This window comes from Bradyrhizobium sp. UFLA03-84 (assembly GCF_002289535.1).
GTDB lineage: Bacteria > Pseudomonadota > Alphaproteobacteria > Rhizobiales > Xanthobacteraceae > Bradyrhizobium > Bradyrhizobium viridifuturi.
The window spans coordinates 330901-354894 of the sequence record NZ_NSJY01000005.1 but is presented as its reverse complement, the minus strand read 5'-3'; the positions used below and the strand labels follow the sequence as shown (position 1 = coordinate 354894).

22 protein-coding genes are annotated in these 23994 nt (G+C 64.5%); 9 read left to right on the top strand and 13 right to left on the bottom strand.

Annotated features, from left to right (window positions below; translation table 11 throughout):
* The first annotated feature begins 39 nt into the window (after positions 1-39).
* Together CK489_RS04450 and CK489_RS04445 are read left to right on the top strand one after the other, a co-directional pair.
* Complete coding sequence (locus tag CK489_RS04450) at positions 40-762, top strand: TetR/AcrR family transcriptional regulator (RefSeq protein WP_158226408.1); 723 nt, start codon at positions 40-42, stop codon at positions 760-762.
* 159 nt (positions 763-921) lie between these two features.
* Positions 922-1788, top strand: a complete 867-nt coding sequence (locus tag CK489_RS04445; RefSeq protein WP_095731426.1) for an outer membrane protein — start codon at positions 922-924, stop codon at positions 1786-1788.
* Positions 1789-1921: 133 nt separating this feature from the next.
* On the opposite strand, the gene CK489_RS04440 is transcribed toward CK489_RS04445, so the two are convergent.
* From CK489_RS04440 to CK489_RS04405, 8 genes are all read right to left on the bottom strand, one after another.
* Positions 1922-2245, bottom strand: coding sequence for a hypothetical protein (locus CK489_RS04440; RefSeq protein ID WP_050628250.1), 324 nt, complete (start codon positions 2243-2245; stop codon positions 1922-1924).
* An 80-nt stretch (positions 2246-2325) separates the two neighbouring features.
* A complete protein-coding gene (locus CK489_RS04435; RefSeq protein WP_095731425.1) occupies positions 2326-3042 on the bottom strand; it encodes a dihydrofolate reductase family protein in 717 nt (238 codons plus the stop codon).
* 192 nt (positions 3043-3234) lie between these two features.
* Positions 3235-4416 carry a chromate efflux transporter gene (chrA, locus tag CK489_RS04430; protein ID WP_158226407.1) on the bottom strand — a complete coding sequence of 394 codons (1182 nt, stop codon included), beginning with the start codon at positions 4414-4416 and terminating at the stop codon, positions 3235-3237.
* A 96-nt stretch (positions 4417-4512) separates the two neighbouring features.
* A complete protein-coding gene (locus CK489_RS04425) occupies positions 4513-5109 on the bottom strand; it encodes a superoxide dismutase (RefSeq protein ID WP_095731904.1) in 597 nt (198 codons plus the stop codon).
* A 186-nt stretch (positions 5110-5295) separates the two neighbouring features.
* Positions 5296-5628 carry a hypothetical protein gene (locus tag CK489_RS04420; RefSeq protein ID WP_245350254.1) on the bottom strand — a complete coding sequence of 111 codons (333 nt, stop codon included), beginning with the start codon at positions 5626-5628 and terminating at the stop codon, positions 5296-5298.
* A 42-nt stretch (positions 5629-5670) separates the two neighbouring features.
* Positions 5671-5898, bottom strand: coding sequence for a hypothetical protein (locus tag CK489_RS04415; RefSeq protein WP_502694102.1), 228 nt, complete (start codon positions 5896-5898; stop codon positions 5671-5673).
* 84 nt (positions 5899-5982) lie between these two features.
* Positions 5983-6801 carry a chromate resistance protein ChrB domain-containing protein gene (locus CK489_RS04410; protein WP_095731422.1) on the bottom strand — a complete coding sequence of 273 codons (819 nt, stop codon included), beginning with the start codon at positions 6799-6801 and terminating at the stop codon, positions 5983-5985.
* A 226-nt stretch (positions 6802-7027) separates the two neighbouring features.
* Positions 7028-7384 carry a hypothetical protein gene (locus tag CK489_RS04405; protein WP_095731421.1) on the bottom strand — a complete coding sequence of 119 codons (357 nt, stop codon included), beginning with the start codon at positions 7382-7384 and terminating at the stop codon, positions 7028-7030.
* A 155-nt stretch (positions 7385-7539) separates the two neighbouring features.
* On the opposite strand from CK489_RS04405, the gene CK489_RS04400 reads away from it, so the two are divergent.
* From CK489_RS04400 to CK489_RS04390, 3 genes are all read left to right on the top strand, one after another.
* Positions 7540-7818: a metal/formaldehyde-sensitive transcriptional repressor gene (locus CK489_RS04400; protein WP_050422196.1), complete on the top strand. Its 279-nt coding sequence runs from the start codon at positions 7540-7542 to the stop codon at positions 7816-7818.
* Positions 7819-7839: 21 nt separating this feature from the next.
* Positions 7840-8928, top strand: a complete 1089-nt coding sequence (locus CK489_RS04395) for a nickel/cobalt efflux transporter (RefSeq protein WP_050628257.1) — start codon at positions 7840-7842, stop codon at positions 8926-8928.
* Between the two features lie 129 nt (positions 8929-9057).
* Positions 9058-10131: a Cj0069 family protein gene (locus tag CK489_RS04390; RefSeq protein ID WP_095731420.1), complete on the top strand. Its 1074-nt coding sequence runs from the start codon at positions 9058-9060 to the stop codon at positions 10129-10131.
* 296 nt (positions 10132-10427) lie between these two features.
* On the opposite strand, the gene maiA is transcribed toward CK489_RS04390, so the two are convergent.
* The 3 genes from maiA to metF form a co-directional block, all read right to left on the bottom strand.
* Positions 10428-11087 (bottom strand): maleylacetoacetate isomerase, encoded by a 660-nt coding sequence (gene maiA, locus CK489_RS04385; protein WP_095731419.1) that lies wholly within the window; start codon positions 11085-11087, stop codon positions 10428-10430.
* 180 nt (positions 11088-11267) lie between these two features.
* Positions 11268-15122 (bottom strand): methionine synthase, encoded by a 3855-nt coding sequence (gene metH, locus CK489_RS04380; RefSeq protein WP_095731418.1) that lies wholly within the window; start codon positions 15120-15122, stop codon positions 11268-11270.
* Between the two features lie 3 nt (positions 15123-15125).
* Positions 15126-16040, bottom strand: a complete 915-nt coding sequence (metF, locus tag CK489_RS04375; RefSeq protein WP_095731903.1) for a methylenetetrahydrofolate reductase [NAD(P)H] — start codon at positions 16038-16040, stop codon at positions 15126-15128.
* A 390-nt stretch (positions 16041-16430) separates the two neighbouring features.
* Here metF and CK489_RS04370 point away from each other — a divergent pair, with 390 nt between their 5' ends.
* Entirely contained in the window at positions 16431-17450 is a 1020-nt protein-coding gene (locus CK489_RS04370; protein ID WP_095731417.1) for an LLM class flavin-dependent oxidoreductase, read from the top strand.
* Positions 17451-17599: 149 nt separating this feature from the next.
* Here CK489_RS04370 and CK489_RS04365 read toward each other — a convergent pair whose 3' ends face one another.
* Positions 17600-18460: a prephenate dehydratase gene (locus CK489_RS04365; protein WP_095731416.1), complete on the bottom strand. Its 861-nt coding sequence runs from the start codon at positions 18458-18460 to the stop codon at positions 17600-17602.
* Positions 18461-18493: 33 nt separating this feature from the next.
* Positions 18494-19234 carry a 3-deoxy-manno-octulosonate cytidylyltransferase gene (locus tag CK489_RS04360; protein WP_095731415.1) on the bottom strand — a complete coding sequence of 247 codons (741 nt, stop codon included), beginning with the start codon at positions 19232-19234 and terminating at the stop codon, positions 18494-18496.
* A 201-nt stretch (positions 19235-19435) separates the two neighbouring features.
* On the opposite strand from CK489_RS04360, the gene CK489_RS04355 reads away from it, so the two are divergent.
* The 3 genes from CK489_RS04355 (at position 19436) to CK489_RS04345 (ending at position 23993) form a co-directional block, all read left to right on the top strand.
* Positions 19436-19984 carry a c-type cytochrome gene (locus tag CK489_RS04355; RefSeq protein WP_095731414.1) on the top strand — a complete coding sequence of 183 codons (549 nt, stop codon included), beginning with the start codon at positions 19436-19438 and terminating at the stop codon, positions 19982-19984.
* Positions 19985-20199: 215 nt separating this feature from the next.
* Positions 20200-22104, top strand: coding sequence for an extracellular solute-binding protein (locus CK489_RS04350; protein WP_198960828.1), 1905 nt, complete (start codon positions 20200-20202; stop codon positions 22102-22104).
* Positions 22105-22121: 17 nt separating this feature from the next.
* Positions 22122-23993, top strand: coding sequence for an extracellular solute-binding protein (locus CK489_RS04345; protein ID WP_095731413.1), 1872 nt, complete (start codon positions 22122-22124; stop codon positions 23991-23993).
* Position 23994: the final 1 nt, after the last annotated feature.

Sequence of the window (23994 nt, the reverse complement as noted above, 5' to 3'; positions counted from 1 at the left end):
TTGCCGGCTAGACCGGTTGATGGAACCCGGGCCAAGGCGATGACCACCAGCACCCTGAAGACGCCACGGGCGCCCAAGACCAAACTGGCGACCCGGCCTGTGGCCAGCCCCGTCGAGGTGCGCGCCGGCCGGCCGCCGAAGGAATTGGCCGGTGAGGTCGATGCGCGCATCCTCGATGCCGCGCGCAAGGTGTTTCTGCAGCGCGGGTTCGAAGGCGCGAGCATCGACGAGATCGCGGAAGTCGCACGCTCCGGCAAGCGTACGATCTATGCGCGCTTCCGCGACAAGCGGGCGCTGTTCACCGAGGTGGTGACGCGGGACATCCTGTCGCGCATCGCCGAGTTCAAGGCCGACCCGCCAGTCGGCGCGACCATCGAGGAACGCCTCACCAGCGTCGCCTCGACCCTGCTGCATTGGGGTTTCGACGCCGACCGGATCGGCCTCATGCGGCTCGCGATCGCGGAGGCGCACCGCTTCCCGGATCTCGCCGCCACCGTCAACCGCCGGGCGCGTGCGCTCAGCACCGAGCTCGGGATTCACCTGCTGCGCGAGCTGACGCAATCCGACGAACTCGGCAAGCTGCCGGCCTTCGCGCCGGAGCAGCTGCCGACCACGGCGCGGCTGTTTCTCGACATCATCGCGGTGCCGATGCTGCTCCGCGCCCTGTTCGAGGTGGACCTGAAAGCGCTCGACCCCGAGATCGATGAGCACGTCGCGCGCGGCGTCGCGTTCTTCGTTGCCGCGTGCCGCGGGACCGATTGATCCGGTTACTCAAGCAAAGTTCGCTCAGCGAACTCGGGTCGTTGTAAATTCACAACACATTGCAACAAATGCCAGAGTGCGAGTGCGGCATGCTGCCGCTCCTCTTCCTCGATGCACAACCTTAAGTTAATCGGCTTTGCCGAGTGCAAGGGAATGGGAATGCGTGGTTTTGCAATCGCTGGGGTTGGCCTGGCTTTATTCGTGGGGTTTGCAAGCGCGGCGTCTGCCGCTGACCTGGGAGAGCGCAGCTGGACCAAGGCTCCGCCATTGGTGGCTCCCGTGTTCAACTGGTCTGGCTTCTACGCCGGCGTGAATGTGGGCGGCGGCTGGTATGATGGTGGGAATGTCACGACCAGCAGCAATGTCATTTCGATCGTCGGCCTCGACAACGTCGTTCGTATCCCCGTTTCGGACAACAACCAAGCGGGCGTCACTGCTGGTGGACTACTCGGATTCAACTATCGGATCGATCGGGTTGTCCTGGGCGTGGAAACCGATTTCAACGGTGTCGATCTGAAATCGTCCAGGGGCGGAAGCGCCACCGCCGTTCTCGATGCCCGTGGTTTTGGTGGTTTTGGCGGCCGAGGCGGGGGCGGTCGATTTGCCACCGTGACCGGAAACTACAATTTTCAAAGTACCAGCAAGGTCGATTGGTTTGGCACCGTGCGGGGCCGCATCGGCTTTGTGCCGACCGAGCGCCTGCTGATCTACGGGACGGGCGGTCTCGCCTACGGTGAGGTGAAGACCAGCATCGCCAATTCGTCGGCGTTTTCCACGGGCCTGTCGCGGCTTTGGCTTGGCGACAATTCCGAGGTCCGCGTCGGTTGGACCGCCGGCGGTGGCGCCGAATATGCCTTCACCAACAACTGGACGCTGCGCGGCGAATACCTCTACGTCGATCTCGGCGCAAGCGGCGCCACAGCGACGTTCCAGGGCACCGATCCGCTGCAGAGTCAGATTCGCTACAACGCCAGCCGCGAGAACAGGTTCAGCGTTGCCCGCGCCGCGTTGAGTTACAAGTTCTGACACCGGCTCGAACAAATTACCGTCCCGTCATGCCAGCATCGAGCCGCGCGGCGTCGCGTTCTTCGTCGCCGCGTGTCGCAACGGTTGGCCCGGGAGTTCGCGGCAATAGGCGATCGATCGCCGGGCCGCGCGCTCAGCGTGCCGTCGGATTGTCGCGATACTGGAACAGCACTTCCGCCGCAAAGCCGGTGCTGAGGTCCTTGCGAACGTCCCGCGCAATGTGGCGACTGGAAAAACTGGCCGCGAAAATCTCCGCCTCCGTCATGCCGAGATCGGCCATCAGGCGCGTCGCACTGAACAGCTCGTCGGGCGACTTCTGCTTCTTCGCCTTCAGGTAATTCTCGAGCCGCGTGCGTCTCGAACGCTTGTTCGCCCAAAACACGATGGAGGCGCCGGCCGCGATGATCGACGTCAGGATCGAGGCGACGTTTGCGCTGATGCGAAGCCAATGCTCCATGCCGCCCCCGCGTTCGTCATGTCCGCAGGCGCAGATTGAGCCGGATCGCCGACCTTGTCGAGAGCTCGACCGTCAGGCGTTCAGCCCGGCGCACGCTCGACCGCGTGGCGCAGCCAGACCATGCCGCCTTCCAGCGTCTCGCAATGCGTCAGCCGCAGCGATTGTCCGGCGCCGGGACGGTCGCCGTCGGGTCCGTGGTAATCGACGATGCTTTGCGATCCAGCAACGCCGTCGACCGCCGGAAAGATCAAGGTGCTGAACTCGTCGATCAGCCCGTGCTTGAGGAATGCGCCGTTGATCCCGCCGCCGCCTTCGAGCAGCAGCGTCCTGGCGCCGAACAGCGATGCCAGCTGCGTCATCGCGCCCGGCAGATCGTCACCCCTGGGGCCGGCAAAGATGTAGGACGCGCCGTCCTCGCGCAGCTCGGCGAGATGGCTGTCGGAGACCTGTTCGCCGAGCACCGCAACGGTGTGATCGCCGCCGACATTGTCCTTGCCGAAATGCACGCGGCCCGACGGATCGATGCCGATGGCGAGCTTGCGGCCGTCGCGGTTGGAGAGATGCGCCTCGCGCGGCAGCCTGGGCGCATTGGCGAAGTGCCGCTCCGTTCCCTTGGCCATCTCGTTCATGGTGACGCGGCCGATGATCCATCCATCGGCATTGAAGCCGTCATGGATCCGTTCGTAGTGGCTGCGCAGCACCTCGGCGGGAATGCCGCTAGCTGCCTTGGTGAAGCGGCTGGGATGAAGCCGGCCGTCGATCGACGTGCCTATGTGGCAGATGATGTGGGGTCGCATGAGATGAACTCTTCGATGGCGTGCGGACCAACGGGCCGCAGCGGCGGGTGGGGCTGGCCCTGATCTAGCGAGCCGCGGGCACGTTCTCAACGCCGATAACGCAGCGGTGTTTCAACTGATGCGGCCCGGCCCGCACTCTCAATGCTTGTCACGTCGGTTGCAGTGTGCCCCTGCCGTCCCTCGCCGAAACTGTCATTTCACCATTACCCAGGCCGGCTGCAGCCATGGGTACGCGATCAGGCCGACCACCGCGGTGGCCGCGATCAGCAGCGGATTGCTTACCTTCCAGCGGAACAGCACCGCCAGTGACGCGATTCCGATCAGCGCGGTGAGCCAGTCGCCGATGGCGATCTTGCCGAGCAGTATGCAAGCGCCGAGGATGGTTCCGATCGCGGCTGCATAGGCCCCCTTCACGAAGCCCTGGACGTTGGCGTTTCCGCGATGCCGTGCAAGCAGGGGGGCAACGATCAGCACCAGCAGGAACGACGGCAGGAAGATGCCGATCGTGGATACCACGGAGCCCCAAAATCCCGCCACGAGGTAGCCGACGAAGGTTGCGGTGATCACCACCGGTCCCGGACTGATCATGCCGATCGCGACCGCGATGAGGAATTGTCGCTCATCGAGCCAGTTGTATTGCTGCACGAGTCCCTGCTCGAGGAACGGTACGATCACGAGGCCGCTGCCGAAGGTCAGCGAGCCGGCCTTGAGAAAAAACAGCAGAAGCTTGGAGAGCGTGGACCCGCTTGCGACCGGCGCGATCGGACCTGCGGCGACCGGCACGATGGCAATTCCCGGCAGGATCGCAGGCGAACGTTTGAACGGCTTGCCGTAATAGAGGATGCCCACGATGCCCGCTCCGATGAACAGCAGCGCGACCTCGGCCTGGAGGATGACCGTGACGGCGAGGCAAACCGCCGCGATCGCCCATTGCAGCCAGTCTTCCATGCCGAGCTTGGCAAGCCGGTAACAGGAGTGAAGGATGAGCGCGATCACTGCGGGACTGACACCGTAGAAGATCGCGGTCACCGGCTGGAGATCGCCGAGATAGACGTAGAGGGCGCCGAGCGAAGCCACGATGACGAAGTTGGGCAGGATGAAGCACCATCCGCCGACCCAGGCGCCCCAGAAGCCGCCGCGAAGCCACGCCACGTAAATGCCGACCTGGATCGCCAGCGGCCCAGGAAGCGATTGGCAGATGGCAATCGATTCCTTCATCTCAGCCTTGGTCAGCCATTTCTTGCCGTCGACCAGTTCCCGCTCCATCTGCCCGACCAGCGCGACCGGGCCGCCGAAGCCGAGAAAGCCGAGGCGCAGGAAATAGCGTGCCAGTTCTGCCAAGCGGCTGCGCTGCGAATCTGTCGGCGTGATCACGGGAAGGCTCCTTGCAGAGAACTTTGTTCGTCGCGGTGGATCAGGGATGGTTTCTGGAAGATCGCCTCACTCATTCGGTTGCTCACAGAACTCTCCTCACGTCTCCTTCGAGTACTGCTCATACAGCCGGACCGCGTTGTCCCAGCGGATGGCTTCCATGTAGATGTCGACATAGCGCGCCGCGGCCGCGCCGAAGTCCATGTGATAGGCGTGTTCATACATGTCGAGCACCAGGACCGGGCGACCTCCGGCGAGGGTCGTCGTGTGATCGGCAGCCCATTGGTTGACGAGTCGCTTGTCGCGGGGCGAGTAGGCGAGGATCACCCAGCCCGATCCGCCACCCTCCGCCTTGCCCATCGCCGCAAATTCCGCGTGCCAGCGCTCCATGCTCCCGAAGTCGCGCACGATCGCCTCAGCCAGCGCGCCGCCCGGCTTGCCCGCCCCGCCCAGTCCATCGAAATAGATCTCATGCAGGATCATCGAGTTCGATGCGATCAACTCTTCGCGCTTCAGGCCGTTGATCACAAAGTTCGGCGCCTTGGCGAAGTCGAGCTCGGCAAGCTGTGTGCCGATGGCGTTCAGCCGCTTCACCGCGCCGACGTAGTTGTTCTCGTAATGGCTGATAAGGATTTTTTCCGAGATGCCGGTGATCGACTTCGGGTCGAACGGCATCGGCTTGGCCTTATAGGGCATCGCCTTGGCTCCTGTCTGTGGGTTGGCTTCGGCAAGGACTTGATTGGTGGTGAGCACGGCTGTTGATGCTGCGGCCGCACCGACCGTCGCGATGAAGTTTCGTCGTTCGGTGTTGATGGTCATCGGACTCTCCACATGTATTGGATTGCTGCCCCGAATCTGGATTTGATGGGTCAGATCGTGGCTCTATTCCTTGGTTAGTCCGACGATGGTCGGGAATCCCGAGATGGTCTGCACCGAGATTTCGACGGGGTCGCCGAAGCGGACGGCATTGAAGATCAGGCCGTCCTGAACCTTGAATGGTTCGGTCCTGTCTGCGGACAGCCGTATCAGCAGCGTATCGTTACCCTCATCGACGCTATCGACGATGCCGCGCAACGTTTCGGTTGCCGGCGGATGAACGATCGCTGCCAGCACCGTCACGGCGGCTTCCCGGTCATTGCTGAGCGCAGCCGGTGCTGCGAGCACCGTAGCCGGCCACAGGGCGGCCATGCACAGGGCCAGAGTTATTCTCATCATTATTGTGACTCCATCGCTCTCTATTGACGGCGGTGCCGGACCTCAGTCCTGCTCCTTGACCTGGCCGCGGCTGTCGATCACGAGTCGCACGGGCTTGCCGTTCTTCATCGCCTTCGCCGTCGTACCTTCGGCCGTCGATTTGACGTCGCTCACGTTCGCGTAGCCGGCGGCTTGAAGTTTCGCGACCAGCTCGTCCTGCGTCAGGGCGCGTGCGGGCGTCGCGGTACTCGTGATCGCGACGACGAGCATCATGTGAAGGAGCCTCTGCATCGTTGTTCTCCTGGTTGTGTGGCCCCGCCCCAGGTTGGTCCAGAGGCGCGATTTCCGCGCGCCTCTCATTGGCAGCAAAGCCGGTTACGGCTTCACCTTGCTGGTCGGCCAGTTGTGCGTCTCCTTGGTCGCGTCGCGGCACCAGCGATAGAAGGCGTCGTAGAGCAAGAGGCCGGCGCTCAGTTGTTCGAGGTCGTCGTCGAACATGCGCGACAGGCCGAGCGAGGCCGCGAGCAGTCCAGGCGCCTCGGGCGACAGATCGAGCCGCGCGGTATCCGCCGCCCGCACCATGGCCGCGAGCCGCTCCAGGGCCGGCGTCGAGAGGCCGAATTCCCGAATCATCACATCGAACGTGCAGAGCTCGCCGCGATGGCTCCAGAACACGTTCTCGATATCGAACGGCGTGGCGCCGAACCGTTCGGCGACGGCCTCGACTTCCGCCGAGGTCACGAACAGGAACACGGCCGCGGGATCGACGAAGCGGCGGATCAGCCACGGACAGGCGATGCGGTCGATCTTCGGCCGCGATCGCGTGACCCAGACGGTGCGGCCGCGGCCGTCGCGTTTCGGAATCCGGTCGGCGGGCACGGTCGGTAGCTCAGCTTGGCTCCAGCCGAGATGTCCGCCCTCGAGAACTTCGGCTGCAATGTTGCTGCAGCGGAGCCATGCGGCGGTGCCTTCGGCGAGCTTCTGGCCCTTCTGGCAGACCACGACCACGGACTGGCCGGTCAGGCCGGAAGCCCAGTCCAGGACGTCGAGATGCGAATGCCTGACCGCGCCCGGGATGAAGCACGGATCGGCGGTGAAATCCTCGTCGAGGCGAACGTCGACAAGCGTCGGCGCCTTGGCGGTACCAATGAGACGAGACAGTTTTTCGGATGAGATCGAGGTGTATGCCGACATGGTGCGTCCTTGGTGAACAGGACGCGATTCTTGGGCATGTCGCCTCGCGGGGAGATCGCACATCCCCGTGCGTTGGAATTAAGACCTTGTGCCGATCGATGTCAACCGGAGTGCGCCGCGGTCACGGTCGAAACCCCACGCCACTGTCACGAACAATTCACCTGCGCGGTTTGGAACAATGTCTCGACCGTGGCGCAAGATGACATCCGATCGGGATCGTTGCGATCTAGAAGCCGCAATCTCTGTATTGTTGTGCGCCGAGGTGAAATCGCGAACCTTGCTCGACGAAGTCCACGTCCAGGCACTGGTTGCCCCGGCGGAACGCACCGATGCCGTTGCACCGGAGATATTCGAGGTTTATTCGCCAGCGCTTTTCACGCGGCGAATAGGTCGCGAAGTCGTGTTGGGCGCTGGCGGGCCCTTTGCAAATCCCCGCGATGTATTGCCGGACTTCGGGCGGCAGACCGTCGATGTGATCGGAATTCCAAGGGCCGTCATTATGCCCGATGCTGCTCTTGGAGACGGCCGGCAGCGCGTTCGACAGCAGGATCGGGAGAGCCACCAACAGGACGCGGACTTTCACGCGACGCCTCTTTGCTTGCCTCGTTGGCCTTGTTGGTTTGACCGAATTCAATGCCGTCCGCCACGCAATGTAAAGCGCGTGGAACGCCGCCATCGAGAGCCAGCCGCCTCTCGAACCGGTTGACCAAAATAGGGTACCCCCCTATATTATAGGCTATGTCGCACACCATCAAGCACAAGTCCAAGCTCGTCGGCCGGGTTCGCCGCATCAAGGGTCAGCTGGAGGCCGTCGAGCGGGCCCTGGAATCCGAGATCGGCTGTGCCGACGTGTTGATGCTGGTGGCCTCGGTTCGCGGCGCCATCAACGGCCTCACCGCCGAATTGCTCGAGGATCACATCCGCCATCACGTCGTGGATCCCTCCCGGGAAAAGGATCCCGAAAAGGCCCAGGGCGCCGCCGATCTGATCGATGTCGTTCGTACCTATTTGAAGTAGCGCCGTCCTGAAGCGAAGCCTATGACCGATCTGTCCCAGTTGCTGCAGCAGAGCAGCGCGCATGCATGGCTGTTCATCCCCAGTGCGATCCTGCTCGGCGCACTGCACGGTCTCGAGCCCGGCCACTCCAAGACGATGATGGCGGCCTTCATCGTCGCGATCCGCGGCACGGTGGTGCAGGCGGTGCTGCTCGGCCTGTCGGCGACGATCTCGCACACCGCGATCGTCTGGATCGTGGCGCTGGCGGGCCTGCATTTCGGCCAGCAATGGTCCGGCGAACGCAGCGAAGCCTATTTGCAGCTGGCCTCGGCAGTGATCATCGTCGCGATCGCGGCCTGGATGGCCTGGCGCACCTGGCGCGAGCAGACCTCCGAACACGATCATCACCATGATCACGACCATGATCACCATCATCACCACGACGAGGCGCGCCAATTGACCCTCGCCGGGCAGCCGCTGTCGCTCGAAGTCTTCGAGGACGGCGTGCCGCCGCGCTGGCGGTTGCGGAGCGAGGCCGGGGCGCTGCCGGCGGCCGGCGAGGTTGATGTCGTGACGATCCGCCCTGACGGCAGCGAGCAGCGTTTTCGCTTCACCGAGCAGGGCGGCTATCTAGAAAGCATCGATGAAATTCCCGAGCCGCATGCCTTCAAGGCGCGGCTGTCGGTGCGGGCAGACGTTGCGGAGGTCCTGTTCGAGGAGCACGACCATGCGCATATGGATCTCGGCGAGGCGGACGACGCGCACGCGCGCGCGCACGCCGCCGACATCCGCAAGCGCTTCGCCGGGCGTACCGTCACGACCTGGCAGATCATCCTGTTCGGCCTGACCGGCGGGCTCATTCCGTGCCCGGCAGCGATCACCGTGCTGCTGCTTTGCCTTCAGCTCAAGCAGTTCAGCCTCGGCTTCGTGCTGGTGCTTTGCTTCGGCATCGGGCTTGCCATTACCATGGTCTCCGCCGGCGTTGCGGCCGCGCTCAGCCTCCGCCATGTCGAGCGTCACTGGGGCGGCTTCAGCCGTTTCGCACAGCGCGCGCCTTACGTGTCGGCCGCACTGATCGTGCTGGTCGGCCTCTACACCGGCTGGCTGGGGCTGCACGGGATCATGGCGTGATCCGCGGTCGACTCGCTTCCATCTTGAAACCTGCACCAGGCCGGCTAGAGTTGCTTTCACGGGGACAGGCAGACTCCCCGTGAGACCGTCGGTCCAAGCTCTGCGCGACAACCTGTCGTGGAGCTTGCTATGGACATCCAACCGCAGACTATTCGCCGTTCCAAGATCGCCATCCTGTGGCGTGGAGATGCCGCGTCGCGCCGCGAGGCGACGCCGCAGAACAGCCGTTTCGTTCGCGTCTTCGAAGCGCTCGATGCCGCCGGCATCGAGGCCGTGCCCGTCGTCTATGACGAGACATTCGCCGATCTCGTCCGCGACCAGTTGTTGACCATGGACGGCGTTCTGGTCTGGGTCGATCCGATCCACCAGGGCAAGACGCGGGCGGCGCTCGATCCGCTGCTGCGCGAGGTCGCGGTGAAGCGTCCGTGGGTCAGCGCACATCCCGATGTCATCCTCAAGATGGGCGTCAAGGAGGTGCTCCACCGCACGCGTCATCTGGGCTGGGGCGCCGACACGCATCGATACGCCACGGCCGAGGCATTCCGTGCCGAATTCCCGCCGCGGCTTCGCGCGGCCGGTCCGCGCGTCCTCAAGCAGAATCGCGGCAATGGCGGCCAGGGCGTCTGGAAGGTGGAAGCCCTACCGGATGCGGCGGTGCGTGTGCTGCATGCGCTGCGCGGCAGCCAACCCGAGGAGATGCCGCTGGAAGATTTCATGGCGCGCTGCGAGCCGTATTTCGGCTGGGGCGGCTGCATCATCGATCAGCCATTCCAGCCACGCCTGCCCGAGGGCATGATCCGTTGCTATGTCAGCGGCTCGACGGTCGCGGGGTTCGGGCATCAGCTGATCAAGGCCTTGATCCCGCCGCCCCCGGAGGGCCCGGATTCACCGCAGGCCCAACCCGGACCGCGCATCATGCATGGCCCAGACGCCGGGCAATTCCAGGCGCTGCGTCGTTCGATGGAGGACGAATGGATTCCGCAGCTGATGAAGACGCTGGCGATCGACGAAGCATCGCTGCCGGTGATCTGGGATGCGGACTTCCTCTACGGTCCCCGCGACGCTGATGGTGCCGACACCTACGTGCTGTGTGAGATCAACGCGAGCTCATGCTTTTCGATCCCCGACGAAGCGCCGGCGGCGATCGCGCGGACGGTCCGGGATCGCATTGCCGGGCGTGTGGAGAGTGGTAGCGGCGGGTAAGCAAAGCTCGCACGATCCATGTCGCGAGAACGCGAAGCTGCGTCCCCACCAAAGCTGTCATCGCCCGGCTCGACCGGGCGGTCCAGGACGCCTTGAATCGAGAACCATCCATCCCCGTCGTCCCGGCGGAGGCCGGGACCCATTACCCCGAATGTTGGTTGTTGCGCGACGCAGGGACCGCGATCCCGTTCACAACCGAACCCTGTGGTTATGGGTCCCGGCTTTCGCCGGGACGACGCGTGGAGAGACTGCGCAACGGGAGCGCTTCGCTCGTAACGACGTGGAGAGAATGCCGCCTACTTCGCCCGCATCGCCTCCGGCGTATCCGGTTGCGCGGCGGGATGCGCCTTGGCGAACGCCGGCAGCGCCATCGCGGTTTCGTGGATGCGCTTCACGGTCGGCCAGGGCGACAGGCTGATCTGCTGGTTGATCGCCGCCGTGACGTGGCCGACCAGGCAGATGTCGGCGAGGGTCGGCGTATCGCCGTGGCAGAACTGGCCGGTCGCCTTGTGGCCGGCGAGGTGACCCTCGAGCGCGGCCAGCGTCTCGACCGTCCAGTGCCGCCGCCAGGCGCTCTGCTGGCTGTCGCGCAGATCGAGCTCGCGGTCGAGATAGCGCCGCACCCGCGGCGTCAGCAGCGGATGGCCCTCGCAGGCGACCATCAGCGCCAGCCCGCGCACCCGGGCGCGGCCGAGCGCGTCGGATGGCAGCAGCGGCGGGTCGGGATAGGTCTCGTCGAGATAGTCGACGATCGCGAGCGACTGGAACAGCACGGTGCCATCGTCGGTCACCAGCGCCGGCAGCGCCATCTGCGGATTGATCTTGCGATACGCATCGGCGCGATGCGCGTCGGCATCGAGATCGACGAATACGACGTCGGCCGGCACGCCCTTGAGGTTGAGCGCGATCCGCACCCGAAAGCTCGCCAGCGATCGCCAGAAGGAGAAGAACTGCATGGGGGATTTCTCTCTGCGCCAAACGACGAGGCCTGTAGCCCGGATCAAGCGCAAGCGAAATCCGGGACCGGCCAGCGTGCGGTCGCAGTCTATCCCGGATCGCGCTTGGCTGCATCCGGGCTACGGACTGCCGGAAAAGGCGACCTCATCACCCTCCCCTGGAGGGGGAGGGTGGCAAAGCTAGCCCGCGCCCACCTTCTTCTTGCGCCAGGCGAGGTGCACCGCACAGGTGCAGCCCTGCGGATGCGAGGCCAGTTCCTCGTCGTTGGCGGGCGTCGCGGCGGGCGCAATCGCCTGGCCCTTGGCGCTGTCCTGCGAGGGGATGTAGTTCAGCACCGGCGCGAGCCAGCGCTCGACCTCGGCGACCGTCATGGCCTTGCGCGCGGCATAGTCCTCGACCTGATCGCGCTCGATCTTGCCGACGCCGAAATAGAAGCTTTCGGGATGCGAGAAGTACAGGCCCGAGACCGACGATCCCGGCCACATCGCAAAACTCTCGGTCAGCTTCACGCCCGCGGTGTTCTCAGCGTCGAGCAGCGCGAACAGCGTCCGCTTCTCGGTGTGGTCGGGTTGCGCCGGATAGCCGGGCGCCGGACGGATGCCGTCATACTTCTCGAGGATCAGTTCGTCCGCCGAGAACGTCTCGCCGGGCGCATAGGCCCAGAACTCCTTGCGCACGCGCTGGTGCATGCGCTCGGCAAAGGCTTCGGCGAGGCGATCGGCCAGCGCCTTGCACAGGATCGACGAGTAGTCGTCATTGGCGTTCTTGAAGCGGTCGGCAACCGCGTCCTCGCCGATTCCCGCGGTGACCACGAAGCCGCCGATATAGTCGGGCACGCCGGTGTCCTTGGGCGCGATGAAGTCCGACAGCGCGGCGTTGAAGCGGCCCTCGCGCTTCTCGAGCTGCTGGCGCAGCGTGTGGAAGGTCGCGATCTTCTTGGCGCGGTTCTCGTCGGCATAGACCTCGACGTCGTCGCCGACGGCGTTCGCCGGCCAGAAGCCGACGGTCGCGCGGGCCGTGAACCACTTCTCCCTGATGATCGTGTCCAGCATCTTGCGCGCGTCGGCATAGAGCGAGCGCGCGACTTCCCCGACCTTGGGGTCGTCGAGGATCGCCGGGAAGCGGCCGGTCAGCTCCCAGGTCTGGAAGAACGGCGTCCAGTCGATGTAGTCGGCAAGCTCCGCCAGATCGTAGGCGTCGAAGCTCTTCAGTCCGAAGAAGGCCGGCTTCTTCGGCGGCACCGCCGCAAAGTCGATCGCGACCTTGTTGGCGCGCGCTTCAGCAAGCTTCAGCCGCTTTTTGTCGGCCTGGGCGCGGAAATGCGCCGTCGAGATCTTCGCGTATTCGGCGCGCACCTCGGCCGCATAGGCCTGCTTCTTGTCGGCCGACAGCAGCGAGGAGGCGACGCCGACAGCGCGGCTCGCGTCGTTGACATGCACCACCGGGCCGCCCGGATAGTTCGGGTCGATCTTTACGGCGGTATGCACGCGGCTGGTGGTGGCGCCGCCGATCAAGAGCGGCACGTTCATGCCCTGCCGTTCCAGCTCGCCGGCTAGGAAGCTCATCTCGTCGAGCGAGGGCGTGATCAGGCCGGACAGGCCGATAATGTCGGCGCCCTCGGCCTTCGCGGTTTCGATGATCTTGCTCGCGGGCACCATGACGCCGAGGTCGATGACCTCGAAATTGTTGCACTGGAGCACGATGCCGACGATGTTCTTGCCGATGTCGTGGACGTCGCCCTTTACGGTGGCAAGCACGATCTTGCCAGCGGCGCTGCGGCCGCCGGTGATGCCGTTGGCGAGGTTGCGTGCCTTCTCCTCTTCCATGAACGGCATCAGATAGGCCACCGCCTGCTTCATCACGCGCGCCGACTTCACGACCTGCGGCAGGAACATCTTGCCGTCGCCAAAGAGGTCGCCGACCACGTTCATGCCGGCCATCAGCGGGCCTTCGATGACGTCGAGCGGGCGGGAGGCGTTCTGGCGGGCGGCTTCGGTGTCAGCTTCGATGAATTCGGTGATGCCGTGCACCAGCGCGTGGCTGAGCCGCTTCTCGACCGGCCATTCGCGCCAGGCGAGATCCTGCTCCTTGGTCTGCTTCTCCTTGCCGCGGAATTTCTCGGCCAGCGCCAGCAGCCGCTCGGACGCGCCGGGATCGCGGTTGAGGATGACGTCCTCGCAGGTTTGCCGCAGCTCGGGGTCGATATCGTCATAGACGATCATCTGCCCGGCATTGACGATGCCCATGTCCATGCCGGCATGGATGGCGTGATACAGGAACACCGAGTGCATCGCCTCGCGCACCGGCTCGTTGCCGCGGAAAGAGAACGACAAATTGGAGACGCCGCCGGAGATGTGGGCGCCGGGCAGGTTCTGGCGGATCCAGCGCGTCGCCTCGATGAAGTCGACGCCGTAATTGTTGTGCTCCTCGAGGCCGGTCGCGATCGCGAAGATGTTCGGATCGAAGATGATGTCCTCGGGCGGGAAGTCGAGCCGGTTGACCAGGATGTCATAGGCACGCTTGCAGATCTCGGTCTTGCGCGCGAACGTGTCGGCCTGGCCGGTCTCGTCGAACGCCATCACCACCACGGCGGCGCCGTAACGCTTGGCCACCGTCGCCTCGTGCAGGAACTTCTCCTCGCCTTCCTTCATCGAGATCGAGTTGACGATCGGCTTGCCCTGGATGCACTTCAGGCCGGCCTCGATGACGTGGAACTTCGAGGAGTCGACCATCACGGGCACGCGCGCGATGTCGGGCTCGGCGGCGACGAGGTTGAGGAACGTCACCATCGCCGCTTCGGAATCGAGCAGGCCCTCGTCCATGTTGACGTCGATGACCTGGGCGCCGTTCTCGACCTGGTCACGCGCGACCTGCAGCGCCGCGGTGTAGTCGCCGGCGGTGATCAGCTTGCGGAAGCGCGCCGAGCCGGTGACGTTGGTGCGCTCGCCGACGTTCACGAAGGGGATCGCGTCGGTCAGCGTGAACGGCTCGAGGCCGGACAGCCTGAGCCGAGGTTCGATCTCGGGCACCACGCGCGGCTTGTGCGGAGCGACGGCCCTGGCGATCGCCGCGATATGGTCGGGCGTGGTGCCGCAGCAGCCGCCGACGATGTTGACGAGGCCGGCGGTGGCGAACTCGCCGATCAACCGCGCCATGTAGTCCGGCGTCTCGTCATACTGACCGAACTCGTTGGGCAGGCCCGCGTTCGGGTATGCGCACACGAGCGTGTCGGCGACGCGGCCGATATCGGCGATGTGCGCGCGCAGATCCTCGGCGCCGAGCGCGCAGTTGAAGCCGATCGTGATCGGCCTGGCGTGCCGTACCGAATGCCAGAACGCCTCCGGCAATTGCCCCGAGAGCAGGCGGCCGGACTTGTCGGTGATGGTGCCGGAGATCATCACGGGCACGTCGATGCCGCGCTCTTCGATGATCTCGGAGATCGCATACAGCGCCGCCTTGGCGTTCAGCGTGTCGAAGATGGTCTCGACCAGCAGCAGGTCGGCGCCGCCATCGAGCAGGCCCTTGGCCTGTTCGCCGTAGGCCTTGCGCAGGTCGTCGAAGGTGACTGCACGATAGCCGGGATTGGAGACGTCGGGCGAGATCGAGGCGGTGCGGTTGGTCGGGCCGAGCGCGCCGGCAACGAAGCGCTGCTTACCGTCTTCGGCGGACACCCGCTCGGCGGCGGCACGCGCGAGGCGGGCACCTTGCAGGTTCATCTCATAGGCGAGGTCCGACATGTCGTAGTCGGCCTGCGCGATCGAGGTCGAGGAGAAGGTGTTGGTTGCGACGATGTCGGCGCCAGCGCGCAGATAGGCGGCGTGGATGTCGGTGATCGCCTCGGGCTGGGTCAGGATCAGGAGATCGTTGTTGCCCTTGATGTCGCGATGGAAGTCCTTGAAGCGCTCGCCACGGAAGGCGGCTTCGTCGAACTGCAGGCCCTGGATCATCGTGCCCATGGCGCCGTCGAGCACCAGGATGCGCTCGCGGGCAGCCGCGAGCAAAGCGTTACGCTTGGGGGAAACCGGTACGGACATGATTCAGGCAGCTTTCTGGGCACCGTTCGGCCGGATGCCGAGCAGGTGGCTGATCGCGAACACGAGGTCCGCGCGGTTCATGGTGTAGAAGTGGAAGGTGTCGACGCCGTGCTTGAACAGCTTCTGCACCTGGCCGGCCGCGACCGTGGCTGCGACCAGCTTGCGGGTCTCGGCGTCATTGTCGAGGCCCTCGAACTTCTCGGCGAGCCAGTCCGGCACGCTGGTGCCGGTGCGCGTGACGAAATTGCGGGCCTGCTTGAAATTGTGCATCGGCATGATGCCCGGCACGATCGGAATCTCGATGCCGCGCGCCCGCACCCTGTCGACATAGCGATGGTAGAGGTCGTTGTCGAAGAACACCTGGGTGATCGCGCGTGTCGCGCCGGCGTCGACCTTGGCCTTGAGCGTGTCGATGTCGGCGTCGAAATCCTTCGCTTCCGGATGCTTCTCCGGATAGGCGGACACCGAGATCTCGATATCGGCGTGGCGCCTCTTGATCCCGGCGACGAGCTCAGCCGAGCTCTGGTAGCCGTCAGGATGGGTGAAGTAGGGCGTGCCGATGCCGCCGGGCGGATCGCCGCGCAGCGCCACGATGTGGCGGACGCCGACCTCATGGTAGCGGTCGACGATGTCGTCGATCTCGCCGCGCGAGGCGCTGACGCAGGTCAGATGCGCGGCCGGCAGCAGATCGGTCTCGCGCAGGATGCGGCTGATGGTCGAATGGGTGCGCTCGCGGGTCGAACCCCCGGCGCCGTAGGTCACCGAGACGAAGTTCGGCGTCAGCGGCGCCAGCCGATTGATGGTCTCCCAGAGATTGCGCTCCATCTCCTCGGTCTTCGGCGGGAAGAACTCGAAGGAGATTTTCGGCGCCTTTGGCGCGCGCTGGCCGTTCGGCACGGAGGAAATGGTCTGGGTCATGATACGCAAGGGCTCCGCAACTGGAGGGGCGACGTCCGGCCTGGATATGGAGGCCCTAAGATAAGCGAAACCGGTGGGCTGAAACAGCCCATCGGATATGGGAAATTGCCCATTGTTGGCAAGGAAACGAGAAAAATCGGCTGCGGGGCACGTGTGGTGGGCGGCGGGATGGCGGCCAAAATAGATTGCTATTGTATTGATATATTTATCTTAAATTATATCTTGGCGATATGCATACCGCCGGAACGCAATGTGGGCCAAGAGGTGCGTCAATGAATCGTCTCGTTTCGTCCCAATGCCTTGCGCAGCCTCTTCCAGCTTTCCGCAGCGGGACTGCTCTGCGCGGCCGGGGTCTTTGTCGCCTCGTGACGTCACACTAGGCTGTCGGCCATGATCCCGCTTTCTGTCCTCGACCTGTCCGTCGTCACAACAGGCACCAAGCCCGCCGCCGCACTCCGCAACAGCATCGATCTGGCGCGCCATGTCGATGGCCTCGGCTATGTCCGCTACTGGCTCGCCGAGCACCACAACCTCGCCTCGGTCGCAAGCCCAGCGCCCGATCTGATGATCGGGCAGATCGCGGCGGTGACCCAGCACGTCCGCGTCGGCTCCGGCGGCGTGATGCTGCCCAACCATGCGCCGCTCGTTGTCGCCGAGCGCTTCAAGATGCTGGAGGCGCTGTTTCCCGGCCGCATCGATCTCGGCCTCGGCCGCGCGCCCGGCACCGACGGTGCCACCGCCTACGCGCTGCGCAGCCGGCTCGATCGCCGCGAGGGCGACGATTTCCTCGAGCGGCTGCATGAGCTGACCTTGTGGGAGACGCGCGATTTCCCGACCGGCCACCCCTACAACAATGTGGTGGCGATGCCGGATGATTCGCCGCTGCCGCCGATCTGGCTGCTCGGCTCGAGCGACTATTCCGCCGAGCTCGCAGCCCAGGTCGGGATGGGCTTTGCTTTCGCGCATCATTTTGCCACGCACGACGCGATCGCGGCGATGACGAATTATCGGGCGCATTTCAAGCCGTCAGGCTGGCGCGCCACGCCGCAATCGATCCTGGCGGTCGCCGTCATTGCCGCGGACACCGATGCGGAAGCCGAGCGGCTTGCGATGTCGATGGATCTCAACCGGCTGCGCCGCGACCGCGGTCAGTATCTGCCCCTGCCGAGCGTCGAGGAGGCCGAGGCCTACCCTTACAGCGACGCCGAGCGCGCCTCGATTGCACGCAACCGCGCGCGGCTGTTCGTCGGCAGTCCTGCAACGGTGATGACGAAGCTGCAGCCGCTGATCGCGGCAAGCCAGGCGGACGAGTTGATGGTGATCACCGCGGTCTACGACCACGCGGCGCGCAAGAAGTCCTACAGCCTGCTGGCCGAGGCGTTCGGGCTGCAGAAGAAGGCGGTCGCATAACGATTGTCGTCCCGGCGAAAGCCGGGACCCATTACCACGGATCAAAGTTGTTACGCATCGCTGGGGCCGCTATTCCTCCCACAACCCAAGCCGGTGGTTGTGGTCCCGGCTTTCGCCGGGACGACGGACGAAAAGGCTGCGTGCTCGGTTCAGTCCTGCGTCTCGCTGAACGTCGCGCGGAACGGGTTGCCGGGATAGACGCCGAGGATGCGGAATTCGCGCGAGAAGAATTTCAATTCCTCGAGCGCGAAGGCGAGCCCGCGGTCGTCGGGGTGGCCGTCGACATCGGCATAGAATTGCGTGGCGAAGAAATTGCCGTCGACCATGTAGCTCTCGAGCTTGGTCATGTTGACGCCATTGGTGGCAAAGCCGCCCAGCGCCTTGTAGAGCGCGGCCGGCAAATTGCGCACCCGGAAGACAAAGCTGGTGACCAGCGGCCCCGAACCCTGCGCGGCCCATTTGGCCTCGCGCGCCAGCACCACGAAGCGGGTGGTGTTGTGGGCTTCGTCCTCGATGTCCTCGGCGAGAATGTCGAGACCGTAGATCTCGGCGGCGAGGCGCGAGGCGATCGCGGCCACGGTCCTGTCGCCGCGTTCGGAGACGTCGCGGGCGCTGCCGGCGGTGTCGCCGGCGACGATCGGCTTGATGCCGAGCTTGCGGATCGTGCGCCGGCACTGGCCGAGCGCCTGCACGTGGCTTTCCACGCTCTTGATGTCGGCGAGCTTGACGCCCTTGAGCGCCATCAGCTGATGGCGGATCGGCAAGAACCATTCGCCGACGATGAACAGGCCGGAAGCGGGCAAGAGGTGATGGATGTCGGCGACGCGGCCGGCGACCGAGTTCTCGATCGGGATCATGCCGAGATCGGCCTCGCCCGAGGAGATCGCGGCCAGCGCGTCCTCGAAGGTCGGGCAGGGCATCGGCTCGGCGTCGGGATAGGCCTCGGCGATCGCGATGTGGGAATTGGCGCCAGGCTCGCCCTGGAACGCGATTTTCAGCTTCTTGGTCATGGGTTCTTTCCTGCGGGGCCTTTTAGCACCCGCTCAGGCCTTGGAAAGTATTCTGCGGGCGGTTTCGAGGTCGGCCGGGGTGTCGACGCCGCGCGGGACGGTGTCGACGATGGTGATATCGATCCGCATCCCGGCCTCCAGCGCGCGCAGTTGCTCGAGCTTCTCCTGCTGCTCCAGCGGCGAGGGCGGCAGCTGCACGAACCGCTCCAGCGCGGCGCGGCGGTAGGCGTAGAGGCCGATATGGTGGTAGCGCGGCCCGTCGCCATAGGGCGCGGTGGCGCGGGTGAAATACAGCGCGCGCAATCGGTTCGCGCCAATCGGGGAGCCGACGGCCTTGACGACGCTCGGCGCCTGATCCTCCTCCTCGGTATGGATCCGCGAGGCCAGGGTCGAGATATCGACCGAGGGATCGTCGAGCGCCGGCATCACGCTCTGGATGGTCTCGGGCGTGATGGTGGGGAAATCGCCCTGCAGATTGACCACGATCTCGGCAGTCCGGTCCGGATCGAGGGTCGTCATCGCCTCATAGATCCGGTCCGAGCCGGAGGGATGGTCGGAGCGGGTCATCACGACCTCGCCGCCGGCAGCCTTCACCGCCGCTGCGATCTCGGCCGAGTCGGTGGCAACCGCGACCCGGCCGATCCCGGCTGCCTCGGCCCGCCGCAGCACGTGGACGATCATCGGCGCGCCTGCGATATCGAGAAGCGGCTTGCCGGGCAGACGGGTGGCGGCCATGCGGGCCGGAATCAGCACCAAGGTACGGGATTGCGTCATTCGTCTCGGGGCCCGTCCGGGCTGCGGAAATTGCCGGGGAGGAGGTTGAATTCGGCGCGTTTATACGGGTTGCCAGAGCGCGGGCAAACCGATATCTCAACCCTGCCTGGGGGGAGGCACGAAAGGTCGATTCCCGGGTCTTTCCCCGCGGCCGTATTCCCGGCCTGAAGTCGACATTCAAGGCCCGGAGCCTGACCCAAAATGGACTCCTTCGAACTCAACAAAATCCTCGGTGCGGTCCTCGGCACCTGCATCGTCGTCCTGGTGATGAGCTTTACCGCCGGATCGGTGTTTTCTGCGAAGCAGCCGGAGAAGCCGGGTTTTGAGATCGCGGTGAAGGAAGAGTCCCATGGCGGTGGCGGCGAGGCCGCTGCGGCCGCATCCGAGCCGATCGAGAAGCTGCTGCAGACCGCCTCGGCCGAGAAGGGCGCGGCGGCCGCCAAGAAGTGCCAGGCCTGCCATACCTTCGAAAAGGGTGGCCCCAACCGCGTCGGTCCGAACCTCTACGGCATCGTCGGCGAGAAGAAGGGCGAGGGCCGCGGCTTCAATTTCTCGGCTGCGATGAAGGGCAAGGGCGGCGATTGGTCGTTTGACGACCTCAACAAGTTCCTGACCAATCCGAAGGGCTTCGTCCCCGGCACCGCGATGGGCTTCGCGGGCGTGCCGAAGGACAGCGAACGCGCCGATATCATCGCCTATCTGAATTCGAACTCGGAGCATCCGGCTCCGCTCCCGACCGCTTCGAAGTAGCGAATTGCTTCGCGCAAGCATGCGGACGAAACGGCCAGGCAATGCCTGGCCGTTTTCGCATGGGCAATCCGCTGTCGCGGGGTTGTTATCGGGACGTTTCGCCGCACCGATATTGTTCCCGGGTCAATATCATGAGGAAAAAGCAACGTAATTTGTCGAACCGTTGCCTTATATTGGGTCCCATGTAACCGGGGCCGCAAGCAGGAAGAGCGAATTTGGCGATCACCCGACGACATCTCCTTCAAGGCAGCGCACTGGCGGCAATCGCTCCGGCGCTCGGACTCAACGCCAACCTGTCGGCGATCACGCCGGCCCTCGCCGACGACGCCCCGAGCGGGCTGAAATGGCGCCACGGCCTCTCGACATACGGCGAAATCAAATACCCGGCCGACTTCAAGCGCTACGACTACGTCAATCCGGACGCTCCCAAGGGGGGCGTCGTGCGGCTGTTCCAGCCCGGCACCTATGACAGCTTCAACCTCGTGGTTGCGGGCTTGAAGGGCACGGTTTCGGCGGCCGTCAGCCGGATCTACGATTCGCTGATGGAAGCCTCGCTCGACGAGCCCGATACGTATTATGGCGAGCTCGCCGAGCGTGCGACCTTTCCCGATGACTTCTCCTATGTGATCTACCGCCTGCGGCCGGGGTCGCGCTGGCACGACGGCAAACCGGTCACGCCCGAGGACGTGATTTTCTCGTTCGAGGCGTGGAAAGCCAACAGCCCGATGTTCAGCGGCTACTACCGGCATATCGCCAAGGCCGAGAAGGTCGGCGACCGCGACATCAAGTTCACCTTCGACAGTCCCGGCAACCGCGAGCTGCCGATGATCACCGGCCAGCTCATCATCCTGCCCAAGCATTGGTGGGAAGGCACCGACGCGCAGGGCAAGAAGCGCGACATCACCGCGAGCACGCTGGAGCCGCCGCTCGGGTCCGGTCCCTACAAGATCAAGGAATTCGTGGCCGGGCGGTCCGTGGTGCTCGAGCGCGTCAAGGACTATTGGGGCAAGGATATTCCGATCGCGATCGGGCAGAACAATTTCGATGAGCTGCGCTACGAGTATTTCCGCGACGACACGGTTGCGCGCGAGGCACTGAAGGCGGACCAGTTCGATTGGTACGGCGAGCGTAGCGCGAAGGAATGGGCGTCGGCCTACGACGTGCCGGCGGTGCGCGAGAAGCGGCTGCTCAAGGAGCTCTTCACCGTCCGCAATCAGGGCCGGATGCAGGGCTGGGTGTTCAATCTGAGGCGCCCGAAATTCACCGATCCCCGGCTGCGCCGCGCTTTCAACTACGCGTTCGACTTCGAAGAGATGAACCGCGTGCTGTCGACCGGCGAGTATCATCGCGATTCCAGCTATTTCGACGGCATCCCCGATCTGATGGCGACCGGCCTGCCGGAAGGCAAGGAGCTCGAGATCCTGGAGACCGTGCGCGACAAGTTGCCGCCGGAAGTCTTCACGACGCCATACAAGGATCCGGTCGGTGGCACGCCTGAAAACGTGCGCGCCAATCTGCGCGAGGCGACGCGGCTGTTGAAGGAAGCCGGCTTCGAGATCCGCGACCGCAAGCTGGTCGATTCCTCCGGTCAGCCGTTCACGGTCGAGATCCTCGGCATCAGCGGCGATTCCGGCATGGAGCGGATCGCGCTGTTCTACAAGCCGAGCCTTGAGCGTCTCGGCATCACCGTCAATCTGCGCGCCGTCGACACCGTGCAGTACCAGAACCGGGTGCGCGATTTCGATTTCGAGATCGTCACCCAGGTATGGGGACAGTCGATCTCGCCCGGCAACGAGCAGCGCGACAATTTCGGCTCGCAGGCGGCCGACCGGACGGGCTCGAACAATCTGCCCGGCATCAAGAATCCGGCCGTCGATGCCATCATCGAGCGCATCATCTTCGCCGGCAGCCGCGCCGATCAGGTCGCCGCCGCCAAGGCGCTGGACCGGGTGCTGCTCTGGAACTTCTACTGCGTTCCGCACTTCAACTACGACAAGCAGCGCTACGTCTATTGGGATCGCTTCAGCCATCCCGACCCACTGCCGAAATACGCCGTTGCAGGATTCCCAAATCTTTGGTGGTTTGACGCCGACAAGGCGGCCAAGCTCAAGCGTTCATAAGATCGAAGGATTCGCGCATGGCGCTATTCTCCCGTCGGCACGCACTCGGTCTCGGCATCGGTGCGCTGAGTGCTGCAGGCTTGCGTGTCGCACCGGCAGCGGCCGACAACGGAGCCGAGATGCACGGCATGTCGGTTTTCGGCGACCTGAAATACCCGGCGGATTTCCAGATCTTCGACTACGTCAATCCGAAAGCGCCGAAGGGCGGCGCCTTCTCCGTGATCCCATGGGTGCGCGCCTACAACCAGTCCTACTACACGTTCAACTCGCTGAACGCCTATGTCCTGAAGGGTGAAGGCGCGCAGGGCATGGACATGACGTTCGCGGCGCTGATGTCGCGCGCCAACGACGAGCCCGACGCGATGTACGGCTTTGCCGCGAAGTCGGTCCAGATCTCGCCGGACAAGCTGGTCTACCGCTTCGCCATGCGTCCCGAGGCACGCTTCCATGACGGCTCGAAGCTGACTGCGCAGGACGTGGTCTTCTCGCTCGCTACGCTGAAGGAAAAGGGTCACCCGCTGATCCAGGTGCAACTCCGCGACTTCGTCAAGGCCGAGGCGCCCGATGACGCGACCGTGGTGGTGACCTTCGCGGCGGGGCGCGCGCGCGACGTGCCGCTGTTTGTCGCGAGCCTGCCGATCTTCTCCAAGGCCTATTACGCGACCAGGTCGTTCGAGGACTCGACGCTCGATGCGCCGCTCGGCTCGGGGCCGTACAAGGTCGGCCGGTACGAGGTCAATCGCTATGTCGAGTACGACCGCGTCAAGGATTGGTGGGGCGCGGACCTTCCGGTCAACCGCGGCAGCTACAATTTCGACACCGTGCGCTACGAATTCTATCGCGACCGCGATGTGGCGTTCGAGGGCTTCACCTCGAAGAGCTATCTGTTCCGCGAGGAGTTCACGGCGCGCGTCTGGGCGACACGCTACGATTTCCCGGCGGTGAAGGATGGCCGCGTCAAGCGCGAAACGCTGCCCGACGACACCCCGTCCGGCGCGCAGGGCTGGTTCATCAACATGCGCCGCGACAAGTTCAAGGACCCGCGCCTGCGCGAGGCGCTGATCTGCGCCTTCGACTTCGAGTGGACCAACAAGACCATCATGTACGATGCGTATGCGCGCACCGTCTCGCCGTTCCAGAATTCGGACATGGTCGCGGAGGGGCCACCCTCGCCGGAGGAACTCGCGTTGCTCGAACCGTTCCGCGGCCACATTCCCGACGAGGTGTTCGGCCTGCCGTTCGTGCCGCCGATGTCCGATGGTTCCGGCCAGGACCGCGCTTTGCTGCGCAGGGCAGTGCAACTGCTCAACGAAGCCGGTTGTGTCGTCAAGGACGGCAAGCGCGTGCTGCCGAACGGCGAGCCGATCACCATCGAATTCCTCAACGACGAGCCCTCGCTGCAGCCGCACCACGGGCCTTACATCAAGAATCTCGGAACGCTCGGCATCGAGGCGACGTTCCGCCTGGTCGACGCGGTGCAGTACCGCGCCCGGGTGGAAGACTTCGATTTCGACATGACCATGCAGCGCTTCAGCTTCTCGGCGACGCCCGGCGACAGCATGCGGCCGTTCTTCTCCTCGCAGGCGGCGAAGACCAAGGGCTCCTACAATCTCGCAGGCATCTCCAACCCGGCGATCGATGCGTTGATCGAGAAGATCATCGGCGCGAACAGCCGCCATGAACTGACGGTCGCCTGCCGAGCCTTCGACCGCGTGTTCCGCGCCGGCCGTTACTGGGTGCCGCAGTGGTACCGCAACACGCATCCGATCGCCTATTGGGATCAGTTCGGTCATACCGAGAAGCTGGCGAAATATACCCAGGGCGTCGGTGCGCCGGAGAATTGGTGGTACGATGCGGCCAAGGCCGCGAAGCTCGAGCAGTCGAAGTAGC

Excerpts from the sequence above, each read along its gene's own strand:
- CK489_RS04450 (WP_158226408.1), top strand. The coding sequence starts at position 40 with ATGACCACCAGCACCCTGAAGACGCCACGGGCGCCCAAGACCAAACTG.
- CK489_RS04445 (WP_095731426.1), top strand. The coding sequence starts at position 922 with ATGCGTGGTTTTGCAATCGCTGGGGTTGGCCTGGCTTTATTCGTGGGG.
- CK489_RS04440 (WP_050628250.1), bottom strand. The coding sequence starts at position 2,245 with ATGGAGCATTGGCTTCGCATCAGCGCAAACGTCGCCTCGATCCTGACG.
- CK489_RS04435 (WP_095731425.1), bottom strand. The coding sequence starts at position 3,042 with ATGCGACCCCACATCATCTGCCACATAGGCACGTCGATCGACGGCCGG.
- CK489_RS04425 (WP_095731904.1), bottom strand. The coding sequence starts at position 5,109 with ATGCCCTATAAGGCCAAGCCGATGCCGTTCGACCCGAAGTCGATCACC.
- CK489_RS04420 (WP_245350254.1), bottom strand. The coding sequence starts at position 5,628 with ATGATGAGAATAACTCTGGCCCTGTGCATGGCCGCCCTGTGGCCGGCT.
- CK489_RS04415 (WP_502694102.1), bottom strand. The coding sequence starts at position 5,898 with ATGCAGAGGCTCCTTCACATGATGCTCGTCGTCGCGATCACGAGTACC.
- CK489_RS04410 (WP_095731422.1), bottom strand. The coding sequence starts at position 6,801 with ATGTCGGCATACACCTCGATCTCATCCGAAAAACTGTCTCGTCTCATT.
- CK489_RS04400 (WP_050422196.1), top strand. The coding sequence starts at position 7,540 with ATGTCGCACACCATCAAGCACAAGTCCAAGCTCGTCGGCCGGGTTCGC.
- CK489_RS04395 (WP_050628257.1), top strand. The coding sequence starts at position 7,840 with ATGACCGATCTGTCCCAGTTGCTGCAGCAGAGCAGCGCGCATGCATGG.
- CK489_RS04390 (WP_095731420.1), top strand. The coding sequence starts at position 9,058 with ATGGACATCCAACCGCAGACTATTCGCCGTTCCAAGATCGCCATCCTG.
- maiA (WP_095731419.1), bottom strand. The coding sequence starts at position 11,087 with ATGCAGTTCTTCTCCTTCTGGCGATCGCTGGCGAGCTTTCGGGTGCGG.
- metH (WP_095731418.1), bottom strand. The coding sequence starts at position 15,122 with ATGTCCGTACCGGTTTCCCCCAAGCGTAACGCTTTGCTCGCGGCTGCC.
- metF (WP_095731903.1), bottom strand. The coding sequence starts at position 16,040 with ATGACCCAGACCATTTCCTCCGTGCCGAACGGCCAGCGCGCGCCAAAG.
- CK489_RS04370 (WP_095731417.1), top strand. The coding sequence starts at position 16,431 with ATGATCCCGCTTTCTGTCCTCGACCTGTCCGTCGTCACAACAGGCACC.
- CK489_RS04365 (WP_095731416.1), bottom strand. The coding sequence starts at position 18,460 with ATGACCAAGAAGCTGAAAATCGCGTTCCAGGGCGAGCCTGGCGCCAAT.
- CK489_RS04360 (WP_095731415.1), bottom strand. The coding sequence starts at position 19,234 with ATGACGCAATCCCGTACCTTGGTGCTGATTCCGGCCCGCATGGCCGCC.
- CK489_RS04355 (WP_095731414.1), top strand. The coding sequence starts at position 19,436 with ATGGACTCCTTCGAACTCAACAAAATCCTCGGTGCGGTCCTCGGCACC.
- CK489_RS04345 (WP_095731413.1), top strand. The coding sequence starts at position 22,122 with ATGGCGCTATTCTCCCGTCGGCACGCACTCGGTCTCGGCATCGGTGCG.